The 21,420-nt window shown below is 42.3% G+C and carries 27 protein-coding genes, 7 tRNA genes and 2 pseudogenes; 7 read left to right on the forward strand and 29 right to left on the reverse strand.

The window, feature by feature from the left end; genetic code table 11:
• The first annotated feature begins 83 nt into the window (after positions 1 to 83).
• Together ACQE26_RS01720 and ACQE26_RS01725 are read left to right on the forward strand one after the other, a co-directional pair.
• Positions 84 to 185, forward strand: coding sequence for a hypothetical protein (locus ACQE26_RS01720; protein ID WP_225307344.1), 102 nt, complete (start codon positions 84 to 86; stop codon positions 183 to 185).
• Positions 186 to 333: 148 nt separating this feature from the next.
• Positions 334 to 675, forward strand: a complete 342-nt coding sequence (locus ACQE26_RS01725; RefSeq protein ID WP_015239219.1) for an MmcQ/YjbR family DNA-binding protein — start codon at positions 334 to 336, stop codon at positions 673 to 675.
• A 266-nt stretch (positions 676 to 941) separates the two neighbouring features.
• On the opposite strand, the gene ACQE26_RS01730 is transcribed toward ACQE26_RS01725, so the two are convergent.
• From ACQE26_RS01730 to ACQE26_RS01740, 3 genes and pseudogenes are all read right to left on the reverse strand, one after another.
• Positions 942 to 1,367 (reverse strand): MaoC family dehydratase, encoded by a 426-nt coding sequence (locus ACQE26_RS01730; protein ID WP_003156152.1) that lies wholly within the window; start codon positions 1,365 to 1,367, stop codon positions 942 to 944.
• A 125-nt stretch (positions 1,368 to 1,492) separates the two neighbouring features.
• Positions 1,493 to 1,844, reverse strand: a pseudogene (locus ACQE26_RS01735) (cystatin-like fold lipoprotein); the annotation flags it as partial.
• 160 nt (positions 1,845 to 2,004) lie between these two features.
• Positions 2,005 to 2,445, reverse strand: a complete 441-nt coding sequence (locus ACQE26_RS01740; protein WP_060963512.1) for a MarR family winged helix-turn-helix transcriptional regulator — start codon at positions 2,443 to 2,445, stop codon at positions 2,005 to 2,007.
• A 271-nt stretch (positions 2,446 to 2,716) separates the two neighbouring features.
• Here ACQE26_RS01740 and ACQE26_RS01745 point away from each other — a divergent pair, with 271 nt between their 5' ends.
• Positions 2,717 to 3,136 (forward strand): organic hydroperoxide resistance protein, encoded by a 420-nt coding sequence (locus tag ACQE26_RS01745; RefSeq protein ID WP_500470487.1) that lies wholly within the window; start codon positions 2,717 to 2,719, stop codon positions 3,134 to 3,136.
• A 69-nt stretch (positions 3,137 to 3,205) separates the two neighbouring features.
• Positions 3,206 to 4,153, forward strand: a complete 948-nt coding sequence (locus ACQE26_RS01750; protein ID WP_500470489.1) for an alpha/beta hydrolase — start codon at positions 3,206 to 3,208, stop codon at positions 4,151 to 4,153.
• Between the two features lie 597 nt (positions 4,154 to 4,750).
• Here ACQE26_RS01750 and ACQE26_RS01755 read toward each other — a convergent pair.
• The 4 genes and pseudogenes from ACQE26_RS01755 to ACQE26_RS01770 all read right to left on the reverse strand — a co-directional run bounded on the left by ACQE26_RS01755 (position 4,751) and on the right by ACQE26_RS01770 (position 6,384).
• Positions 4,751 to 5,275 (reverse strand): NAD(P)H-dependent oxidoreductase, encoded by a 525-nt coding sequence (locus ACQE26_RS01755; protein ID WP_500470490.1) that lies wholly within the window; start codon positions 5,273 to 5,275, stop codon positions 4,751 to 4,753.
• Between the two features lie 181 nt (positions 5,276 to 5,456).
• The gene (locus ACQE26_RS01760) at positions 5,457 to 5,585 is read right to left on the reverse strand and encodes a phosphatase (protein WP_076983039.1); all 129 of its coding nucleotides are present in this window, start codon (positions 5,583 to 5,585) and stop codon (positions 5,457 to 5,459) included.
• Positions 5,542 to 5,670: pseudogene (locus ACQE26_RS01765) on the reverse strand (tetratricopeptide repeat protein); the annotation flags it as partial. The pseudogene ACQE26_RS01765 and the gene ACQE26_RS01760, both read right to left, overlap by 44 nt.
• Before the next feature lie 72 nt (positions 5,671 to 5,742).
• Positions 5,743 to 6,384, reverse strand: a complete 642-nt coding sequence (locus tag ACQE26_RS01770) for an FMN-dependent NADH-azoreductase (RefSeq protein ID WP_060963517.1) — start codon at positions 6,382 to 6,384, stop codon at positions 5,743 to 5,745.
• A 197-nt stretch (positions 6,385 to 6,581) separates the two neighbouring features.
• Between ACQE26_RS01770 and ACQE26_RS01775 the strand changes: the two genes are divergently transcribed.
• Both ACQE26_RS01775 and ACQE26_RS01780 read left to right on the forward strand, forming a co-directional pair.
• On the forward strand, positions 6,582 to 7,085 hold the full coding sequence (locus tag ACQE26_RS01775) for an RrF2 family transcriptional regulator (RefSeq protein ID WP_045925214.1): 504 nt from the start codon (positions 6,582 to 6,584) through the stop codon (positions 7,083 to 7,085).
• Between the two features lie 928 nt (positions 7,086 to 8,013).
• Complete coding sequence (locus tag ACQE26_RS01780; RefSeq protein ID WP_198698396.1) at positions 8,014 to 8,463, forward strand: hypothetical protein; 450 nt, start codon at positions 8,014 to 8,016, stop codon at positions 8,461 to 8,463.
• 594 nt (positions 8,464 to 9,057) lie between these two features.
• Here the strand turns inward: ACQE26_RS01780 and ACQE26_RS01785 are convergent.
• The 8 genes from ACQE26_RS01785 to ACQE26_RS01820 form a co-directional block, all read right to left on the reverse strand.
• A tRNA-Leu gene (locus tag ACQE26_RS01785) sits at positions 9,058 to 9,141 on the reverse strand.
• Between the two features lie 62 nt (positions 9,142 to 9,203).
• Positions 9,204 to 9,285 (reverse strand) — tRNA-Leu (locus ACQE26_RS01790).
• An 8-nt stretch (positions 9,286 to 9,293) separates the two neighbouring features.
• Positions 9,294 to 9,369, reverse strand: a tRNA-Lys gene (locus ACQE26_RS01795).
• Between the two features lie 33 nt (positions 9,370 to 9,402).
• Positions 9,403 to 9,477: transfer RNA gene (locus ACQE26_RS01800), tRNA-Gln, on the reverse strand.
• A gap of 11 nt (positions 9,478 to 9,488) precedes the next feature.
• Positions 9,489 to 9,563, reverse strand: a tRNA-Glu gene (locus ACQE26_RS01805).
• A 19-nt stretch (positions 9,564 to 9,582) separates the two neighbouring features.
• A tRNA-Ser gene (locus tag ACQE26_RS01810) sits at positions 9,583 to 9,673 on the reverse strand.
• 3 nt (positions 9,674 to 9,676) lie between these two features.
• A tRNA-Asn gene (locus ACQE26_RS01815) sits at positions 9,677 to 9,751 on the reverse strand.
• A gap of 135 nt (positions 9,752 to 9,886) precedes the next feature.
• Positions 9,887 to 10,336, reverse strand: a complete 450-nt coding sequence (locus ACQE26_RS01820; RefSeq protein ID WP_049627932.1) for a SprT family protein — start codon at positions 10,334 to 10,336, stop codon at positions 9,887 to 9,889.
• 99 nt (positions 10,337 to 10,435) lie between these two features.
• Here ACQE26_RS01820 and cmpA point away from each other — a divergent pair, with 99 nt between their 5' ends.
• Positions 10,436 to 10,549, forward strand: coding sequence for a cortex morphogenetic protein CmpA (gene cmpA, locus ACQE26_RS01825; protein WP_003156164.1), 114 nt, complete (start codon positions 10,436 to 10,438; stop codon positions 10,547 to 10,549).
• 9 nt (positions 10,550 to 10,558) lie between these two features.
• Here cmpA and ACQE26_RS01830 read toward each other — a convergent pair whose 3' ends face one another.
• From ACQE26_RS01830 to acpS, 14 genes are all read right to left on the reverse strand, one after another.
• Positions 10,559 to 12,718: a Tex family protein gene (locus tag ACQE26_RS01830; protein WP_500470491.1), complete on the reverse strand. Its 2,160-nt coding sequence runs from the start codon at positions 12,716 to 12,718 to the stop codon at positions 10,559 to 10,561.
• 71 nt (positions 12,719 to 12,789) lie between these two features.
• Complete coding sequence (rsbX, locus tag ACQE26_RS01835) at positions 12,790 to 13,392, reverse strand: phosphoserine phosphatase RsbX (protein WP_049627930.1); 603 nt, start codon at positions 13,390 to 13,392, stop codon at positions 12,790 to 12,792.
• Positions 13,392 to 14,180, reverse strand: coding sequence for an RNA polymerase sigma factor SigB (gene sigB / locus ACQE26_RS01840; RefSeq protein WP_016937168.1), 789 nt, complete (start codon positions 14,178 to 14,180; stop codon positions 13,392 to 13,394). The genes rsbX and sigB overlap by 1 nt, the downstream gene beginning before the upstream one ends.
• Positions 14,146 to 14,628, reverse strand: coding sequence for an anti-sigma B factor RsbW (gene rsbW, locus ACQE26_RS01845; RefSeq protein ID WP_003156173.1), 483 nt, complete (start codon positions 14,626 to 14,628; stop codon positions 14,146 to 14,148). The genes sigB and rsbW overlap by 35 nt, the downstream gene beginning before the upstream one ends.
• Complete coding sequence (locus ACQE26_RS01850; protein WP_016937169.1) at positions 14,625 to 14,954, reverse strand: anti-sigma factor antagonist; 330 nt, start codon at positions 14,952 to 14,954, stop codon at positions 14,625 to 14,627. Before ACQE26_RS01850 ends, rsbW begins: the two co-directional genes overlap by 4 nt.
• Positions 14,955 to 15,017: 63 nt before the next feature.
• Positions 15,018 to 16,025 (reverse strand): PP2C family protein-serine/threonine phosphatase, encoded by a 1,008-nt coding sequence (locus tag ACQE26_RS01855; protein WP_016937170.1) that lies wholly within the window; start codon positions 16,023 to 16,025, stop codon positions 15,018 to 15,020.
• An 11-nt stretch (positions 16,026 to 16,036) separates the two neighbouring features.
• Entirely contained in the window at positions 16,037 to 16,438 is a 402-nt protein-coding gene (locus ACQE26_RS01860) for an anti-sigma regulatory factor (protein ID WP_003156178.1), read from the reverse strand.
• Between the two features lie 2 nt (positions 16,439 to 16,440).
• Complete coding sequence (rsbS, locus tag ACQE26_RS01865; protein WP_003156180.1) at positions 16,441 to 16,806, reverse strand: RsbT antagonist protein RsbS; 366 nt, start codon at positions 16,804 to 16,806, stop codon at positions 16,441 to 16,443.
• Between the two features lie 4 nt (positions 16,807 to 16,810).
• Complete coding sequence (gene rsbRA, locus ACQE26_RS01870; protein ID WP_003156182.1) at positions 16,811 to 17,632, reverse strand: RsbT co-antagonist protein RsbRA; 822 nt, start codon at positions 17,630 to 17,632, stop codon at positions 16,811 to 16,813.
• 120 nt (positions 17,633 to 17,752) lie between these two features.
• Entirely contained in the window at positions 17,753 to 18,103 is a 351-nt protein-coding gene (gene ndoA / locus ACQE26_RS01875; protein ID WP_003156187.1) for a type II toxin-antitoxin system endoribonuclease NdoA, read from the reverse strand.
• A gap of 5 nt (positions 18,104 to 18,108) precedes the next feature.
• The gene (endB, locus tag ACQE26_RS01880; RefSeq protein ID WP_003156188.1) at positions 18,109 to 18,390 is read right to left on the reverse strand and encodes a type II toxin-antitoxin system antitoxin EndoAI; all 282 of its coding nucleotides are present in this window, start codon (positions 18,388 to 18,390) and stop codon (positions 18,109 to 18,111) included.
• Positions 18,391 to 18,509: 119 nt separating this feature from the next.
• Entirely contained in the window at positions 18,510 to 19,679 is a 1,170-nt protein-coding gene (gene alr, locus ACQE26_RS01885) for an alanine racemase (protein ID WP_500470495.1), read from the reverse strand.
• Positions 19,680 to 19,795: 116 nt separating this feature from the next.
• The gene (locus ACQE26_RS01890; RefSeq protein WP_016937172.1) at positions 19,796 to 20,803 is read right to left on the reverse strand and encodes a LolA family protein; all 1,008 of its coding nucleotides are present in this window, start codon (positions 20,801 to 20,803) and stop codon (positions 19,796 to 19,798) included.
• Between the two features lie 164 nt (positions 20,804 to 20,967).
• Positions 20,968 to 21,333, reverse strand: coding sequence for a holo-ACP synthase (gene acpS / locus ACQE26_RS01895; protein WP_060963545.1), 366 nt, complete (start codon positions 21,331 to 21,333; stop codon positions 20,968 to 20,970).
• Positions 21,334 to 21,420: the final 87 nt, after the last annotated feature.

Consider the following 21,420-nt stretch of genomic DNA (forward strand, 5'->3'; position numbering starts at 1 on the left):
CCCGTATTGATATTGATTTTTTGATTGAAAAAAATGGCTTTTCATGAACAAAAAAAGAGCAGACATAAAGTCTGCTCCTTTTGATGAAAGATTTAGATTACGGTAAGGGATATAAATATGCTCATGATACAGAGGAAAAATTAACGACAATGCAGACGATGCCAGATTCTTTAATAGGGCGTTGAGTATTACTATCCAACAACTCAAGGTTCAGAAGCTAAGGTCAAACAAAGACTTGAGGAAATCTCGGATTAATATAAAAGAAACCGCAAATCTTAGTTTGAATGAATATGTTCTGTATATAAAAATAATGAGGTATGGAGTGAATTGATAATGAATTATGATGAAATTAAAGATTACTGCCTAACCTTTCCAAACTCTTATGAAGACCATCCTTTTGGAGATGGTTGGACTGCAATTCGGCACAAAGGGAATAAGAAAATATTTGCACTTATCTTCACTCGCGACGAACACTTATGTGTCAACCTTAAATGCGAACCTGAAAGGGCTGATTTTCTACGTGGTCTTTTTGAAGAAATCAAGCCCGGATACCATATGAACAAGGAGCATTGGAATACTCTTACCTTAGATGAGGGACTCCCAGAGCACCAAATCCATGACATGGTAAAGTACAGCTTTGAACTGACAAAACCAAAAAGTAAAAAGGAAACATAACATTGAAGGATAGAACGCTCATTATAGATATTCATCCGGTGCAATGGTACAGAGGAATATGCAAAAAACTTCAAGGCAGCAATTTTTAAATTCGTATTTACGAGATGATTTTTTCGTTATTGTTAGTCCTTTGTTTCTTGACATAGGTTGAACAAATAAAAAAGAGCAGACTCAGAGTCCACTCAATTAATTAAGATGATTGCTCAATTCATCCAGACACCTATAAAAAATGAAAGGTGACGATGATATGCCACCACAAAGGTCATTTAGCGTTTAATTAATACTGATAACTCACCTTCAAACACTTTTTCCTCTTTCTGATTATAGGTAGATAACAATACAGTAAGTATCCCCGTCTGGCTTTTATTTGGTTTTTTATCAATAACCTTAACAATAGTGTTCAATTTATCATTAGGGTAAACGGGTGCTAGGAATTTTATATTATTCATTCCTGTCCCAGCAATAATATCGTCTTCATGACACCCTTCTTCAATCCAAAGCTTAAAAGTAATAGATAACGTTTGTATTCCAGAAGCAATAATTCCATTAAATCTGCCCATTTTTGCTTTTTCTTCATTTAAATGCATGTATTGTGGGTCATACACTTCTGCAAAATTCATTATATTCTCTTTTGTTAATTCAAAAGATTTAGTTTGAAAAACCTGCCCGATGGTGAATTCATCCAACTTCATAAATAAATCTCCTAGAATCTAAACTTTATTATTAAATCTACGTAGCATTTTAACATACTGGCTCTCACACAACAACTTAACGGTGAAACAATTGTTCCCCTATCAGGAATGAACAAGCACATTGTTTTTGTTTCCTTGCCTTTAACCTCTTTATAATCAGGTGTTTTCTTATAAAGACCAAGGCGGTCGCCATCACCATCACCCGGCATATGTGCCATTTCCTCATAAGAATCTCCAAGCTTCTCATAATAAGAATAAGCAGTCAGCCTACGAGAACTTTCTTCTGGCTGATGAAACGCAAGTTGAATATATTTCCCGTCATCATATACACGAATTATGGCGTTATCTCTTTTGTGCTCATCTGAATCTGCTCGCATTCCTTTTCTGACTTTCTTCTCCTGCTTCATCACTTCATTAATCATTATCATATTTACTACCGCCGCACGCAGTCAGCAGAAGGATGAAGGTGACTGACAAATCATACGACCTACTATAAGTAAGTGGACAGTAACAGATAAATTTTTATAAACAAAAAATACCAAGGATATCAAAACCCTTGGTATCATTGCTGCGGCCGAGAGGACTTGAACCTCCGCGGGTTATTCACCCGCTAGGCCCACCATCTATATTCATAAAACTATTGCTCAGTTGTCAGCATGTTAAGTAAATTACGAATTTCCTTGTTATAACTTTTAATTTCTTCTTCATTACAACCGGTTTTATCAAATACTGCATTAGGAATCAATGTGACTTTTTCTTTAAACTCATTCCCTTCAGTTGTTAACGTAATAATTACACTTCGTTCATCCTCTTTTGAACGCTCTCTTATAATAAGACCTCGCTCCTCAAGTCGTTTTAAAACTGGAGTTAATGTTCCGGAGTCTAGATATAATTCTTCGCCTAAACCTTTAACAGATATTTTTTCCTTCTCCCATAAAACAAGAAGAACCAAATACTGCGGATAAGTAATTCCTAATTCTTTTAAGAGAGGATGGTATAACTTTATCATTTCACGGGAAGCTGCATAAATCGCAAAACACAGATGATTACTTAACAGTAATTTATCATCCTTCTTCATGTTAAATCCCTCACAATATTTATATTCATTATTACACATAATAGCACAAGAATTACATTAAGTAAAATTGAATGACTAACAATTTAATTAATCATAACTTATACTATGATCTCCTATTTTCTCAATATGGTTATTATGTACACTAACTTTAAACTGCCATTTAATTACGAATTTAAATTGAGAACAATTAAATTTTTAAAAATTTAATTGACAACGCTAGTTATATTGATTAAAATTCAATTGTGTTAAATTTAATTTATAGGAGTGTTTGATGATGACAGTATATTTTACAGCAGAAGCTACAACAAAAGGCGGAAGAGAAGGACATGTAAAATCTAATGATCTTATGATTGATTTGGATTTAGCTATGCCAAAACCAAATCAAGTATCCACGGCGACAAATCCAGAACAATTATTTGCGGCAGGCTATTCAGCTTGTTATGACAGTGCTCTTCATTTAGCAGCCCAAAGAAAACGATTAAAAATCGAATCAGCTGTTACTGGTAAAGTAAGTTTATTAAAAGATGAAAGTGATAATGGTTATAAACTCGGAGTTGTTTTGGAGGTGGAAATTCAAGGGGTATCTCAAGAGCAAGCAGAAGAATTAACACGTGCAGCTCATCAAGTATGTCCATATTCTAAAGCTACTCGCGGAAATATTGATGTACAAATCATTACAACAGCAATGTAAGACGAAAGATGCCAAGATCAATAGGTAATGGAATAAAAGTTACCAACCTTCAAATAAGGAGAGAGATCTATGTTAAAAAAAGTACAATTAGAAAAAGCAGCTCAAGAATTTGCAGAAGCAACCGCGAACCCACCCTATCTATTCGACCTTGGACCTGAGAAAGGACGAGAAGCTGTAGATGAGGTCCAATCTGACCCAATTGATAAACTGCCAGTTGATATTGAAGATATTATGATTTCAGGAGGACCGAGCGGACAGGTATCAGTAAGAATAATGCGCCCACAGAATGCGCCTGCGAACCTTCCTGTCATCGTGTACATTCATGGGGCCGGCTGGGTATTTGGTAATGAGCATACACATGATCGGCTCATCCGTGAGCTAGCAGTTGGAGCACAAGCTGCTATTGTCTTTCCAAATTACACCTTATCCCCAGAAGCAAAATATCCGACAGCCATTGAAGAAATCTATGCAGTAGTGAAATGGGCAGCTGAAAATGGCCGTGAGAACGGCATGATTCCCGAGAGTCTAACAATTGCAGGTGATAGTGTTGGAGGCAATATGACTGCTGCTGTCACGCTAATGGCCAAAGCACGAGGTGACTTGAATATCCGACAACAATTACTTTTCTATCCGGTAACAGACGCTTCTTTCGATACGGAATCCTATCACCAGTTTGCTACGGGTTACTTTTTACGCAAGGACGCGATGATGTGGTTTTGGGATCAGTACACAACCAATTCGAATGAGCGTGCTGAAATTACAGCATCACCTCTACGTGCAACTACTGAGCAGCTTCAAGGGCTTCCGCCTGCATTGATTATCACAGCTGAAGCTGATGTACTTCGTGACGAGGGAGAAGCATATGCCAATAAACTTCGTGAAGCTGGTGTTCCGGTCACTGCCGTACGTTTCCAAGGTATCATTCACGATTTCGTGATGCTCAACGCCTTAGCTAAAACTGAAGCTGCGCGCGGAGCAATTGATCTTGCCACAGCCTGGTTGCGTAAAGGGTTTTAATTCATCTATTGTTCCGTCACATAGAGGCCGCTGCAAAAAAATAAAAAACAAACAGATCCACTCAAATAATTGGGTGGATCGTATATTTATTCATACAATGATTATATAAAAACAGCACGTGATTATAGTACCGGTGAGATCATTCATATGGTTGAAGTACACACTCTCACTGTTATTGAAGAGAACCCAGGAATTACAGTTACTGAGGCAGCGTTGAAGCGGAACCGAACAAGGGATGCGGCCGAGAGGACTTGAACCTCCACGGGTTATTCACTCGCTGGGCCCTTAACCTAATAAAAACATGTCGTCATTTACAAAAGCCTCTATTCAAAGCATCTGTTTATTTTATTGACAGCTATTTTCATCATTTTTCATGAATTCTGAGCACAAATTGGGCACTGATTAGAGACCAAGGAACTCTACATTTCATCAAGAAATATGTACTCATTGCCCTGTTGTAATTAGTTTTAAGCCCTCGCTCTATGCCCCCTGCATTCAGTATTCGATGTAACTTTGAAATTAAGTTTATTAAAATCTATCACAAACCCTTATTTTCACAACACATAATTTGTTTCAGCCTCCCTTGCGAATACCGGATCAATGCTCAGCTTTAAGATAGTCAACCAATTTCTCCGCACTGTTCTTAACATCTTCTTTTGAAAGGTGAAGTGTCCCATATTGTGTAAAAGCAGGAAGAAAACGCATTCCTATATAGTTAGCAGTGACTTGAAACGGTCTGATAAGCTCGCTGATCGTGATATTATATTCTCCGCCTGCTTGATAATCAGATTCCGGTGCGCCTAAGGAGATAGCTAAGAGTAGTTCTTTTCCATGCAATTTAGTTCCTCCAGTTCCATAAGCCCAGCCATGTGTTAACACATCATCTTCCCATTGTTTGAGTAACGCGGGACTGCTGTACCAATACATTGGGAACTGAAAAACGATACGCTCATGATCTAACAGGAGCTGCTGCTCTTTTTCTACATCAATGATAAAATTAGGGTATTCACCGTACAGGTCATGAACCGTAATGACATTCTCTTGCTTTAAACGATTCATCCAGGTTTTGTTGACAGCGGACGTTTCCAAATTAGGGTGTATAACGATAACCAATGTTTTCATTTGACTGATTATCCTTTCTTCGCCGATTAGTTATTATTGCTTTTGCGATAATGAATTGATTCTAATTTTAAATAGCAACTTTATTACACCCATTTTATCCCTTTTCATAAATTCAGGGCAACTAATTGGGCAGCAATTATAGTCAAAAAAAGGCCTGCCCTTTTAAAAAGATTAAGCCTTTTTAGTACCCTCGTGCGCCTACCCTATCAGCAGCCACTTTGACTTCTGTACTTTGATCATCTTGCAAATAAGTTATTGAAAATACACTACTTAAAATCTCCGCTGTCAAAAGAATCCGCCTGATTTTTATTAATAATCTCCCCTTGTTTAATTTTTCGTCTTGCTTCAATACTCATACGATAATATTCATTAGAGAGCATTAAATTTCCTTTTTGTATTAATTTAGGAAGGAGGGCTCGGCCAATTACTCCAGTCCTCCCAAGCAACAATGATCTTCATACTATTTCTTATTTACCTGCTAATCTTGAAGCAGCTTCTTCAACTTCTTTATTTGCTTTTTGTAATACACCCTCCGGATTTAGTACATCTGTTCCTTGCACTCGGATAGTTTGATAATCCTCAATACCTAAGAAATTGAACATTGATTTCAGGTATTTATGAGAGTATTCAACTTCTGTATACCAATCATTATTTGTATAGATTCCTCCACTTGCTTGGATGACAAGCATTCTTCGTCCGTCTTTAAGCAGACCCACTGAGCCAGTGTCAGTATATTTAAATGTTTCACGTGCGATCATGATATTGTCCATATAGTCTTTTAATTTTGATGGAATATTGAAATTATGCAAAGGTAAAACGATGACATATGTTTTTGCACTTTTGAATTGTTCCAATACTTCTGTCATGCGTTCTGTTACTTTTTGTTCCTTGCTTGTCAGTTCTTCGCCCTTTCCTGCCTTTTCCCATGCGCTTAAAACTGTTTTATCAATCATAGGCACTTCATCACTATATAAGTTAATTTGCTCAAGCTCTTCACTCTCTGGAATTAATTCTTTGTAAGCCTCTAAAAAGTGGTTCATTACCCCTAAACTGTATGACGATGTATCATCTACTTTTGGATGTGCGTTAATGATAAGTGTTTTGCTCATTTGAAACTCTCCTTTTAATTCATATTAAAGATTAAGTTAATCGACGATTAAATCGGTCTCTAATATAAACCCTGTATTTTTTTTTGTCAAACGGAACAAATAATATACCTAAACAAGGGTTTTATGATTGACTATCACCAAAAATACTCCTAAGATACAATGTGATAACCCTTAAAATCAAAAGCAGGTGAGTTTATATGCAGTATAGTGTTGGGGTTGAATATGCTTTACATTGCCTGGTTTATTTAATAGATGTTCCCTCCAAGGAAAGTGTCGGGATTCGGGACCTTGCAGAGTTCCAAGGACTTTCAGAAACATTTCTTTCAAAAGTTTTCGGTAAATTATCTAAAGCTGGTATTGTAAATTCTGTCCCTGGTGTAAAGGGAGGATATAGGTTAGCAAAAACCCCAGAAGATATTTCCTTTTGGGATGTAATAGAGGCTGTTGAAGGACCAAAACCCATTTTTCAATGTAAAAATATTGTAAGCAATGGTCTGCTTTATCGAGACAAATGCAACTCCTGTGAATCCAGCAATTCCTCTTGTACAATTAACTTGGTAATGCTTGAAGCAGAAGAACACATGCGTAAGTATCTTCGTAATAAAACGCTCGCATGGTTAAATAAAGAATTGGACGTAGTATTGCCTAAAAAAACTAGGATAGATACTCGGGAATACTTCATAAAAAAAAGCTCTGACTAAATTAATGAGTCAGAGCTTTTTTGTGCTTAAAGATGCCTTTAAATTACAAGTCATATTATGTTTTTTCGTTTTTCATCTCGACGTTTGAATTTGTAAAAACAATGCCGTACCTATTGGTGCTTCTCTTGCATAAGAAAGCGCAAATGTTTTACTTGTATTAAAGACTGCATTAATCGTCGGTTTATATAGTCTCTTATAAACAAGAATAACAATCTTCTTATTTAACAGACTAATTTCAAAAAAGGAAGGAGAAATGTAAAATGAAAGCATGAATAACACTGTATCTTAGGCTCGCTTGAGGAATTAGCTTATTATCTTCTGCAGCCGATCGATTCGGAATATGGGGGACACCTGGCAAGCCTAGTGTCGTATGGGGAAATATTGAAAATTACAAGGATTATGTTGCTGCCTTAACTCCTTTTATACCAGATGCTCTTGTACCGGTAGCAGGATGGATAGCAACTATTTTTGAAACCATCTTAGGAATACTTTTGATCATTGGTTTCAAAACAAGCGTAATGTGGTCTCGCCCAATGGGTGTGATAGTTTTTTCTTTTGGTAGTATCTTGACTTGTCCGATTTTGTAATTCAGTGTAGATAGACAGAGTAAAAAAGAATACGTATTAATCTTGAATAGCACAAAAAATACTACCCTTTTCGTTACTTTAGAGAAAGGATAGTGTTTTTTCGTTTTGCGGGTATCGGAAAATCTTTGCTAGTAGCAGTACCTCAATAAGAAGATCGCAATTTCCACTTACCTAGCTATAAGACTTACATGTCTGATTTGGGATGTTTGGGGTACAAAAGTTGAGTTACAAACATTATCATCCAAAAGAATGTTTACTGTAATTATTTTACATGGTATTATTTGTATTATGAATACGAAATATGTATATATAATAAATGAAATTAAAAGGAGTGCTTGATCGTGAATCTTAAGTCCATTTTCAAAGGAGTATCATCGACTCTGATAGCTGGTGTAATTGTTGGAACTTATACTATGCCTGCTTTTGCGGAGTCGACTACAAGTGTATCGTCGAAAAATTATGCAGTTACAAGTGGAGTATTCAAAGCTCTAGACAGGGAGGTTTCAGAGGGCTCTGTTGATCAATCAAGCTGGAGTCGGGAGTTCGAATTAGATGAGAATGACGGAGCACAAGTAAACTTCTGGATTTCAAACAACGGAAGTAATGACATAAAAATATCAATTGATGGAAAAGTTTCAAGAACCATCGCACCAGGCAAGCAAGGCAACATTTCTGCCGAGGTTAAAAATGGTTGGTTTGGTTGGACATACAATTACACATTTACAGCTTCACCAACGGCTCAAGGTGGTACTGTTAAGATGGAATATAAAATTGCTCAAAGAAATAATTAACGAATTACGGAAAGGTAATCACTCATTACCTTTCCGTAATTTCATCATTTTTTTAGTTTTTTAAAAGATTCCTTACTTTCTATACTTTGGAGATAAATTCACTCCAGGCTTTTCATCTTCTCTTTTTCTAGAAATAAAAGGTTTTTGTATTAAATCCTATATGATGCAAATCAAACCCATTAGTAATTACTTTTCTCCCTGCTCCTGCTTTTCCTGTTCTTTTCCCTCAATCTTATGAAATATTAACATGTCCTATATTTAAGGGTTATACAGCGCTCATTATCATTATTTACACCTTTTTTGATGTTTTTTCATATTTTCTGGACAGTAAATGGGAGTAAAGAAACCTTGACCCCCTCACGAAGATAAGCAAAAAAAAAAACGAAGGGAATCCTCCGTTTTTTTATGCTCCAACTCGGTCGGCCGCTATTTTAAATCCTTCGTTTAAAGCCTCATCACCCACACACAAAGTGGGAAAATGCTAAAAAGCTACTTAACACCATTACTGACCTACTCTAAATAAGTGGGCAGTAACAGACAAATTTCTATAAATAAAAAATACCAAGGGTATCTAAACCCTTGGTATCATTGAGATGCGGCCGAGAGGACTTGAACCTCCACGGGTTATTCACCCACTAGGCCCTCAACCTAGCGCGTCTGCCATTCCGCCACGACCGCGTGCTATGAAGCTGTTTTTCCACTAAGCATGTAAGCTAGTGATCAGCACTTTAAAAAGAAAGTGCGGGTGAAGGGACTCGAACCCCCACGTCGTAAGACACTAGATCCTAAGTCTAGCGCGTCTGCCAATTCCGCCACACCCGCGTGACAAGTGGTGAGCCATGAAGGACTCGAACCTTCGACCCTCTGATTAAAAGTCAGATGCTCTACCAACTGAGCTAATGGCTCGCTCTAAAAGTGATTCAACATTTTAAAATAAAATGGCTGGGCTAGCTGGATTCGAACCAACGCATGACGGAGTCAAAGTCCGTTGCCTTACCGCTTGGCTATAGCCCAACGAAGGTAAATGGTGACCCGTACGGGATTCGAACCCGTGTTACCGCCGTGAAAGGGCGGTGTCTTAACCGCTTGACCAACGGGCCGTCTGGTTGAGAACTTATCTGGCGGAGAAGGAGGGATTTGAACCCTCGCGCCGCTTACGCGACCTACACCCTTAGCAGGGGCGCCTCTTCAGCCACTTGAGTACTTCTCCATATGGCTCCACAGGCAGGATTCGAACCTGCGACCGATCGGTTAACAGCCGATAGCTCTACCACTGAGCTACTGTGGAATAATCAGACTTTCTTCATTATAAATGATGCGACATATTGTGTCAAGAAGCAACATTTATTTTTTGGAGAAAGTGTCGTTGTCTCTCAACGACTTTTATAATTTAACATAGAACATTAAAATGAGTCAAGCCTTTTTAAAAAATTCTTTTGATTTTTCCTCTGCACTTTCCGCAGGCATATCTTTCCGGATTCATTGCCCGCTTCTTTATATACTGTTGGCCGCAGGCCGTGCATCTATACATATATGTTTTCTTTTGTGTCTTTTTTGTTTGGAGCGGCGTGCAGAATCTCGGCGCTCCGACTTTCTGAAGCAGGTCTCTGAAGTCTTTGTCTCTGTGCTTGTACCCTTTTCCTTCAAGGTGAAGGTGATAATGGCAAAGCTCGTGTTTGATGATGCCTACCAGCTCGCTCCGGCCGTGTTCGAGCAGATATTTGCGGTTTAATTCGATGTTATGGGAAGACAGCATGTACCGGCCGCCTGTCGTTTTCAGCCGGTCATTGAAAAAGGCCCGGTGACGGAACGGCTTCCCGAAATCCTGTGCAGAGATGTCTTCCGTCAGCTTTTGAAGTTGTTCGTTATCCATATGTGCACCCCGCTTTAAAAACATCGAACGGGACAATTCACCGTTCGCATACAATGTGTTAAAACCGCCCTCTAACTAAAAGCTGAGGAGGAATGAGCCATGCCGAATTGGCTGATGAAACAAATGCAAAAAGCGTTTTTAGAAAAGGACAATTACCAAATCAAACTGCTGAACCAGTGCTGGTATTTCTACAGAAAAAAACACTGCTCGTAAGCAGTGCTTTTATTTTACCATAGATAGCGACACTCTGCCTTTTTGCGCGTCCACCCCTTCGACCCATACGGTGACAATGTCTCCGACTGATACGATGTCGAGAGGATGTTTGACGAACTGATTGCTCAGTTTTGAGATGTGCACAAGCCCGTCTTGCTTGACGCCGATATCGACGAAAGCGCCGAAATCTACAACATTGCGGACGGTGCCCTGCAATTCCATTCCTTCTTTTAAATCCTCAAGCTGCAGAACGTCTTTTTTCAGCAAAGGCTTCGGCACTTCGTCACGGGGGTCGCGTTCCGGCCTTGTCAGCTGTCCGCAAATATCTGCAAGCGTAATTTCCCCTATACCGAGCTCCTCAGCCGTCTCAGACAGCGGCAGTGCACTGATTTTCTCTTTTACGTCCGCGCTTCCGATCTGATCTGCAGTGAGCTGCAGTTTTTTGAGCAGCGCCTTTGTCTCTTTATAGCTTTCCGGGTGTATCCCGGTGCGGTCAAGCGGCTCCTGGCCTCCGGGCACTCTCAAGAAGCCGATGCATTGTTCATATGTTTTTGCGCCGAGGCGCGGGATTTCTTTCAGCTCTTTACGATTTGTAAATTTGCCGAGTTCTTCCCTTTTTTTGACGATATTGCCGGCGACGGTTTTGGATAATCCGGCTACATATTGAAGCAGCGCGGCGGATGCTGTGTTGACATTTACCCCGACTTGGTTGACGACGGTTTCTACCACAAAACGGAGAGATTCGTTTAATTGCTTTTGGCTGACATCATGCTGGTATTGCCCGACACCGACGGATTTAGGATCAATTTTTACGAGCTCGGCCAGCGGGTCCTGCAATCTCCGTGCGATGGAGACGGCGCTGCGCTCTTCGACCTGAAAATCCGGAAATTCCTCACGGGCGATTTCTGACGCGGAATACACGCTTGCTCCGGCCTCATTGACGATGACGTAATAAATGTCCCGCTCTGTTTCTTTTAACACATCAACGACGAATTGCTCTGTCTCCCTTGATGCCGTGCCGTTTCCGATCGCCACAACCTCGACTTCGTACCGGTCCAGCAATTCTTTGATTTTTTTCCGGGCTTCCGCTGTCTTTTTGACGGGAGCGTGCGGATAAATGACGTCGATTTTCAGCACTTTTCCCGTCTCGTCAACGACTGCCAGTTTGCATCCCGTACGGAAGGCCGGATCGACGCCGAGCACGACTTTTCCCTTCATCGGCGGCTGCAGCAGGAGCTTACGCAGGTTTTCGGCGAAAATATGGATCGCCTGCGCGTCTGCTTTTTCTGACAGCTCTTTGCGGATGTCACGCTCAATAGCCGGCTGGATCAGGCGTTTGTAACTGTCCTCAATGGCTTCTTTCAGCGTTTCTTTCACAGTCGTTTCACGGTGTTTGATGATTTGCTTTTCTAAATAAGCTTTTATCTGATCGGCGGGCGGTTCGATCGCAATCTTTAAAATGCCTTCTTTTTCACCGCGGTTCATCGCGAGCACTCTGTGAGGAACGACCTTTTGAATCGGCTCTTCGTACTCGTAGTACATTTCATAGACGTTTTTCTCGTCGTCTGCGGCTGACTTGCCTGCTGTGGAAGTGAGAATTCCTTTTTTATACGTTTCCTGGCGGATCCATTTTCTGAAATGAGGATCATCCGAGATTTGTTCGGCTATGATGTGCTTCGCGCCTTCAATGGCTTCTTCCCTTGTGGCGACTTCTTTTTCTGCATTGATATATTGATCAGCGGTTTCGTGAAGACGGTTTTCTTTCGGGAGTGAAAGAATATAGTCCGCAAGCCGTTCAAGCCCTTTGCTTTTGGCGACGGTCGCTTTTGTTTTCCGTTTTTGTTTAAAGGGACGGTATAAATCCTCGACTTCCTGAAGCTTGGCCGCTTGTTCGATTTTTTGCTTCAGTCCGTCCGTCAGCTTGTCCTGTTCGGCGATCAATCTGATGACTTCTTCTTTTCGCTGCGTCAGGTTTTGTATGTACTGCCACCGCTCGGAGATTGCCTGAATCTGCACCTCGTCCATTGAGCCGGTCTGCTCTTTTCGGTACCGCGCAATAAACGGAACAGTATTGCCGTCTTCAAGCAGGCGGATGACACTTTCGACATGTTTTTGGGATAATGCTGTTTCTTCAGCAATTTGTTTTTTCAAAAGGGCTAATGTTTCCATCTCACCAAAGCCTCCATCTCTTCATTCTTTCTCTAGTGTATCAAAAAACGGCGGAACATAAAAAAGCAGCCTTACGATAAAAGCTGCCCGAGAATATAGGTCAAATCATCACGTCTGGATGTTGTGTACGGATGAATTGATTTTGATATATCTTCTATTGAGTGTCCCTGCTTTAAGCAGGTGCGGATATGCGGAACCTCCAGCCCATCCGTGTAGATGATGAATGTCGCCCCTTTTTCGTATGATGACGTATACGTTTTGTATTTTTGCGGTTTGCCTGAGAGGTAACCCGAAATCGGGAGCGGATGAAAGACTTCGCCTGATGGGGAGTGCAGAAAGAAACGGACATTCCCGATCGAACAGTATGTCAGTTCTCTTTTGGTGAAATTGATTTTTAAGATGGAGGCAGTCGCCCCTCTTTTGTTTTTCATCGCTTGGTTACAGCGCTCAATGATGCTTTCCACATCCTCATCCGCATATGTTTCCACGATGTCTTTAATGGCTGAGGAGGATTCGTTGGCAAGGGATCCGCTGCCGAGACCGTCGGCTACCGCGCAAACCAATTCCTCTTCATCCGCCTTCATAAAAAAGCTGTCCCCGCATATGGACTTGCCTTCTTTATTTAATTGGTATACAAGAGTTTGAACATGTTCGTTTTCTTCAACCTGAATCATTACATTAGCTCCATGGAGGGATCTCCAATCAAGGCCTCTCTCAGTTTTTTCACCGCTTTCCGCTGAAGGCGCGAGACGTGCATTTGAGATATTCCGAGAATGTCCCCTGTTTCTTTTTGGCTTTTATTTTGCACAAATGTTAGATCGATAATTTGTTTTTCGCGGTCAGACAGCACATGAAGCACGCTTTGGATCATCATCTGCTGGTTGACGCGTTCGTATCCTTCCTCGTGCGAACCGACGATATCAAGGATCGTGACGGTGCTTCCGTCTGCATCCGCTTCGATGCTGTGATCGACAGACAGCGCCTGATAGCTTTTTCCCATCTCCATCGTTTCAAGCACTTCCTCTTCTGACACATCGAGAAAGGCTGCGATTTCTTCGACTTTCGGCGACCGCTGTGTCTCTGTCGTCAGCTGATCCACCGCCATTTTAATGCGCGGCCCGAGTTCTTTAATCCGTCTCGGGACGTGTACGCTCCATGTTTTATCTCGGAGGAAGCGTTTGATCTCTCCGATGATGGTCGGAATCGCAAATGCTTCAAAGGATTTGCCGACCTCCGGATCATAGCGTTTAATGGCGCCGAGAAGCCCGATCATCCCGACCTGGCGGAGATCCTCGTGAAAGCTTTTTCCTTTTGAATATTTCTTTGCCAGCATTTCGACGAGATTGGTATACACCTCGACGAGTGTCTCCTGGGCTTTTTTATTATCATGTATTTGAAAGTCGCGTATGAGCCGATCAACTTCATCTTTAGTTAGTTTCGTAGTTTTTGATGGTTGTGCCATGATCAACTCGCTCCCCATTTAAATACTTTGTCATCGCCACGGTTACGCCAGAGTTGCTTTGAACTTTGACTTCATCCATGAGCGTTTCCATTAAATATAGACCGAGTCCTCCTTCTGACAATTGATCGACTGTGTGCGAAGGTGTGTACGGCCCGAGATCCTGCTGCTTCTGATCAAAATCAAAGCTGTCTCCCTGATCGGCGACAATGACCTCCAGCCGGTCCTCAAACACACCGAACCGCACGGATACTTCTCCCTTGTTTTCATCTTTGTATGCATGCTGGACAGCGTTTGTACAAGCTTCGCTGACAGCGATTTTCAAATCTTCAATGTCATCGTAGGTATAGCCCATTCTGCTGGCGACACCTGATAATGTAAGCCTGACGATCCCTACGTATTCCGGTTCCGCCGGAATTTTCATCTCAATATAATCAACTGATGTACTCATTGCACGCCACCTTCTGACTTTGCCGAAATGTCGATGATGTCCTTAAGCCCTGTAATTTCAAACAGACGGACAAGCCGATCGGAAAGATTCTCAAGCTTCAAAGAACCGCCTTCCTTGCTCACCGTTTTAAATACGCCTACAAAAACGCCTAAACCCGTACTGTCCATATAGTTTACATCTTTTAAGCAGATTCTCATGTTTTTCCCCTCGTTTGCCAAGGGCATCAGCTTTTCACGAACCACCGGAGCTGAGTATACATCGATTTCTCCAGCGATATTGATTTGTATATCTGAAAGATTCTCCTTCATATCTACCGTTAAATTCATCGTATCACCTCTGAAAGTTATCCTTACTCGTGCTAATGGCTTTTTACCCGTGCTGCTGTTTTGTTAAACCTTTCTTTTCAAAACTATTAACGTAAAATCGTCATGAAGCTGAAAGTCCTGGAGTCTCAGCAGGCTGTCGTAAATATTTTTGACCATATCCTGCGCCGAGCATTCCATATGTTCTTCCAGCATGCGCTGAATGTCGCTGCGCTCCAAGAAACCGTTTTCGGTACGGCATTCGGTGACGCCGTCAGAAAAAAGAACGATCATGTCTCCTTCGTCCATGTGCTGTTCGTATTGGCTGTAATCAAAATCCTGAGAAATTCCCAGCACCAATCCTTTTGCCTCCAGATCATAAAACTTTTTTTCTTTTTCAGAGTAGTAGAAGCCCGGTTCATGCCCCGCAGAAGCATAGGTAAATTGGTGATTTTTCGTATTGTAGTTTGCGTAAAACATGGTGATAAACATGCTTGAGTCCACATTCTGTTCTACAACGCGGTTAAGGTTTTTCAACACTTGGGAGGGGTGAATGCCGATCTCTGGAAGAGAGTCCATGGCATACTTGATCATCGACATGCACAATGCGGCGGGTATTCCTTTTCCGATGACATCGGCTATCGCGATGTTAATCGATTCCTTGTCTTTGACAAAGTGATAATAGTCCCCGCTCATCTGCTTGGCGGGAACGCTGATCGCCCCGATATCCAGCTCTTCTTCTTCAGGAATTTTTGTGCCCAGCAGCGTCTGCTGGACATTTGCGGCAATTTCAATTTCTGAACGAAGCTCCTGCTGGATATCTCTCAGACTTTGATGTTCCTGATAAGCCATCCCGTAGCCAATCATGACTTCTATTAAAAAATCCAGCGAATGAAAAACATCTTCCGGCAGATCCGGATACAGTTCCTTTATTACTTTTCGGTGGATGCTGATAATTTCCTCCGGAGGAACCTGATGTTCAATCGTTTTTCGGCTGAATTTTTGGGCTTGATATAAAGATGTTTCTGTTAATTCGGCTATATATCGGCTAAGCAGCTGATGGTACCGCTGCTCTATAACCTCCCTGAAATCCACGTTCTAACCTCCTACCGAAGCCATTTCACGGCTTGAATCTCTGTTCCTTCCTCTGCAACAGATTGCAGGCTGAATTCATCCATCAGCCTTTTGACACCCGGAAGCCCCGCTCCCAGTCCGCCTGACGTTGAAAAGCCGTCTTCCATCACTTTACGGATGTCGGGGATTCCGGGTCCTTTGTCTTCTGCTATGATTTTAAGGCCTTTTTTACCTCTGTCGTTTACTTGTTCTATGCTGACCTGGCCCTTGCCGGCATATAAGTAGATATTTCTGGCCAATTCTGAGATAGCCGTCGTGATTCTGGCCTGGTCCACCGTGCCAAAGCCTAATTCCTTCGCAACGTTGCGGCCAAGCTGTCTGGCGGCTACGATATCCCATTCTGTCATGATTTTCACACAGGATTGGTCGTTCATCGCTATTCCCCCAATTCCCGCTTCAATGTCTCAAGCCCTTGCTCTAAGTCGAGCGCTGTTTCGATTTCCTCAAGTGAGATTCCGAGTTCAATCAATGTGACCGCCACAGCCGGCTGAATTCCCGTCAACACGACTTTTGCGCCCATTAATTTTGACATGGTAATGACATCGCCGAGCACTTTCGCGATAAATGAATCGATCATGTCAACGGATGTCAGGTCGATGACGACCCCGTTTGCGCCGGTTTCATAGATTTTGTTCAGCAGGTCTTCTTGAAAATGCAAAGCAGTCTGGTCGTCAAGTTCCCATTGAATGGATACCAATAAGCAGTTATACAGTTTCAAGATCGGGATTTTTGGATGTCTCACAATGTTATTCCCCCAATGAAACGATTTTTCGATTTGTCATTTCAAGCGCTGTTTGAATTCCTTTTTGAAGGGTATTCTTCGTAATAACCTGTGACAAATCAATTCCCAGATTAACGATCGTCTGCGCGATTTCCGGACGGATTCCGACGAGCAGGCATTTCGCGCCGACAAGCCGCACCGCTTCCGATGCCTGGATAATATGGTGCGCCACCATCGTATCAACGACCGGCACGCCCGTAATGTCAATCAATACAACCTGTGAACGGTGCTTTACGACGCCGTTTAACAGATTTTCCATAATATGCTTTGCACGCTCCGTATCAATCGTCCCGACAAGCGGCATGACCGTTACATGCTCAAATACCGGGATCAGCGGAGCCGACAGTTCCTGAAGCGCGATTTTTTGCAAAGTAACCGTTTTTTCCCAGGAGATAGAATACTGATTTAAGATTTCCGTGTTGATCGGATTGAAAAAGCTGTCTATTTCCAAAATCAAATCCGCTCTGTCCTGATCGGCCATATTAAGGTCGACCATCGTTTCGTAAAGCAGTTTCCAAAACTCTGACAGGGTGGCTGAAAGAAGTTTCAGTGACAGGCCGAGCTGAACGGCGCGCAGTGCGAGTTCACTGATCTGCTCTTCGGTAGCCTCGTCATTTTTAGTCGATAATAAAAGAATGTCTATATAATCTTTACAAATATTTTCACATATGTGATTCGTAAGCTGATAGTCTTCCTGATTGCCTACTTCTTTTAGTTTGGCTGTCCAAGTATCAAGCAGTTCATCATGCTGATCAATAATGAACTGATACACTTTCTGATTCGACATGGGTTTCACTGACCTCCCGACACAAAACAACAAATTTTGTTTGATTATCTCTTTATTATAGCGCTTATGTTTTTCGAAAACAAAAAAAGTTGCTCTATATGAGCAACCAGAAAAATATGACTAAAAATCAATGAGTGCCAAACTGATTTGCAGGGCTTCATCAACCTTATCCATCATTTCATCATCCAGATGAGTTATTTTATCCGTTAATCTTTGCTTGTCAATCGTCCGAATTTGCTCCAGCAAAATAACGGAATCTCTTTCAAAACCGTAGCGTTTTGCATCAATTTCGACGTGGGTTGGTAATTTCGCTTTCTGTATTTGGGCTGTTATGGCTGCAACAATAGCAGTCGGGCTAAAGCGATTTCCGATATCATTCTGGATCACTAAAACCGGGCGTACGCCGCCTTGCTCTGAGCCAACAACAGGAGATAAATCAGCAAAATAAACATCGCCGCGCTTTACAATCAAAATGATTATCCTCCGCTGACTAAGCGCTCAACGGTCGTTTCTGCTTCGCACTCAGCATAGTGAGCCTCAGAAGAAATGTTCAAGTTGATTTTCGCCATTTCCATATACCCGCGTCTCATCAAATCACGGTTGTGGCGAGTTGTCCGTTCGCTGACATACGCTCTCACTGCTTGTGATATCAGTTCGTTTCTGCTTCGTTTCTCCCGCATCGCTACACCATCCAATTCAGCTACTAAGTTTTCAGGCAAGCTGATTTTCATTTCGGTTCTTGCGCTGGATTCAGACAAAAAACATACACCTCCACCAAACTTACGGATACGACCAATTCATCCATCCAGACATAATGATACCATTATTCAAACGTCAAGCAAAGCTGTTTTATAAATTCTCTTTTTCCGGATGACGGCTACTTGCTTGTATTTTCTTGCAGTAAAGGATTTCTTACTTCCATTATACTCTCATTTTCCAAAAACATACGGGGAACGCGGGAACTAATGGTACAAGGGACCTCGTAATTAATCGTCTCAAGCCGCCCGGCGATTTCGTCCATCGTGATCGTTTCTTCTCTCTGGCTGCCGATCAGGGTGACTTTGGTGCCCGGCGGATAAGATTGGTCTAATTCGACCATCAATTGGTCCATGCAGATCCTTCCGGCAATGTTCATCCGTCTGCCGCCGATCAGCACAGCCGTACCGCTCAGCTTGCGGAGCCATCCGTCTGCATAGCCGATGGGAACGGTTCCGATCCATTGATCCTTCTCTGCCGTATATGTTGCACCGTAGCTGACGCTTTCTCCTTTGCGGATTTTTTTCACATGGGATAAAACAGAGTGCAGTGCAAAAGCCGGATTTAATTGAAACGGAATTTCGTTTTGGATGTCAGCGGAAGGACGGAGCCCGTACATACTGATGCCAAAACGAACCGCGTTAAAGAAGCCTTTTTTAAGACGAAGTCCGGCAGCGCTGTTCGCGCAGTGAACCATCAATTCTTTTAAAGGAAGCGGAGCGATCAATTTTTTAAAGCGTTCAAATTGGAAGAGGAAATAATCTCTGTTTTTTTCATCCGCGGTTGCAAAATGGGTGAATACGCCTTTACAGACTAAACCGGGATTTTGGCCGAGGATTTTTAACACGCTTTGGATCTCTTCCTCCGTTTTGACTCCGAGTCTGTTCATGCCGGTATCGACTTTCAGGTGAAACGGCACTGTTTCACTTCCGAGGTGGCGCGCAGCTTCCTGAAGCCATTCAACAGAATATCCCGTCAGTGTGACGTCATATTCGGCAGCAACTTGTACATATTCAGGGGGCACGGCGCCAAGCACGAGAATCGGCGCTGTAATGCCCCGTTTTCTCAAGGAGATCGCCTCATCCAGTATGGCTACGGCAAGACACGAGGCACCCGCTTCAAGCGCGGCTTTCCCGACTTCCAAATCTCCGTGGCCGTAAGCGTTCGCCTTTACAACCGCCATGAGATGGACGTTTTCGCCGATGTGTTTTTTCATATGTGTGACATTTTCTTTAATCGCAGACAGGTTGATTTCCGCCCACGTTTCTCTGTAAAAGGATGCTGTGTTCACTCGATACACTTCCTAGCATTATTTTCAAACCATATTGTTATTATCATACTAAAATTATGCTGCAAAGTGAAATGGAATCAAAAAAAGAGGCCGGCAGCGGCGGCCTCTTTTTGACGTTATTTTGACGACTGTCCCTGCATGCTTTTGGCGGCGGCCACCATTTCGTCTTTGGTAAGATCCTTCGATGACAGGAGATAATCCACTCCGTCATATGTCCACGTTAAAGACGTATCGGATAGTGCGGCGACCGTGAAGCCGAGATTAACCGGTTCGCCTTTCAGCGTGACGGCAGAGGCTGCTTTTGCGATTTGGGCTTTTTCTTGAATGAGCGTGAATGATTTTTCCCCGCCGTATGTCATGACGACCCGTTTGCCGTCCGCGGTTGAAATATCTTTCTCTTCAAGCTTTTTGACGCCGGCCGGCACTTGAAGCGGTGTTTTGACGGCAAATGAATCAGACGGCTTGGCGCTTGTGGCGACGTCCATCTGGGAAAGCGTCATATTTTTCTTCTCGTCAAAAGAGTCTTTGTCAAACGGTTTGTTGAATTCAAAGCTTTTGAATTCGACTTTTACCATCACTTTCCGGTCTGTATCCATGACTTTGACGAGCGACGGGCTCATGTCCTTTTTGTTGAAAGTGATTTCTTGCGTCGGCAGCATTTTGTTATGCTGATAGTTTGTTTTTGTTTCAAACGTGTACTTTTTATCTTTGGCGGAATAGACGGCGTCTTTGTCATTTTGCACGTCTTTTACAAGTGACTCAAACAAATATACTTGGCTGCTGTTATTCGGCCAGTCGCTTTGGAAGCGGAAGCTCTTATTTAAAGACGGCGTGAGGACAAAGACTCCGTTGGCGTTCCGTAAAATGACTTGATTTTGGTCTTTTTTCGGATTTTCCAGATAGACCCGGTACAGGGAAGGTTTTTTATGCCAGATTTCCACATTGTATACTTGCGGATCACTCCCCGTTTCAATGGTCATTTTGGCTTTTGCTTTGTACGAGGTGTATTCTTTCGCCTTCTTATCTAAACCGGTCACGATATCTTCCTGTGATTTTTGGCCGCAGGCCGAAAGAATAAGGACGGCAAGCAGTCCCGTTAAAAGCAAAACAAAGCTTTTTCTCACCTTTTTCCAACCCCTTCTTCTCAATTGATGTAAAGGGAAGAAATCGCTTGTTTGACTTTAACGGTACGCCCTGAACGGCCGGACGCGTACCATAAAAGCCTCAAACAACTTGTCTCCCTTAATGCACTATCAAATATATGAAGGGGTTTCGGCTAATATGCAGACTAGCGTGACAACCTTTCAATCACGACCTGCGCCGCGGCGTATTCTTTTGTGTGGGTAATGGAGACGTGAATTGCCGCGCCGTCAAGCTTGGCGCACGTCAGCACTGGCTTTCCGGCCGGGTCCTTTCCGGTTTCAATATCCTGAAAGCTGAGCTCTTTGCCGATCCCCGTGCCGTACGCTTTCGAAAAGGCTTCTTTTGCCGCGAATCTTCCAGCAAGAAATTCAATTTTCCTTTTGTCCGACAGCTGTGTAAAACGGACGTATTCACCGTCCGTCAATATTCTTTGCGGAAATCTCGTCTGCCGGCTGAGCATGTTTTCAATTCTGTGCAGTTCAACGATGTCGATTCCGATTCCGAAAATCATGTGAATTCCTCCTAAAAGTCCGTACTAAAAAACGGTTTGTGTCATAAACGTGTTACTATATATGTAACAAATCAAGTGCAAAGGGGC

Source organism: Bacillus sp. 5RYD7K (genome assembly GCF_059831465.1).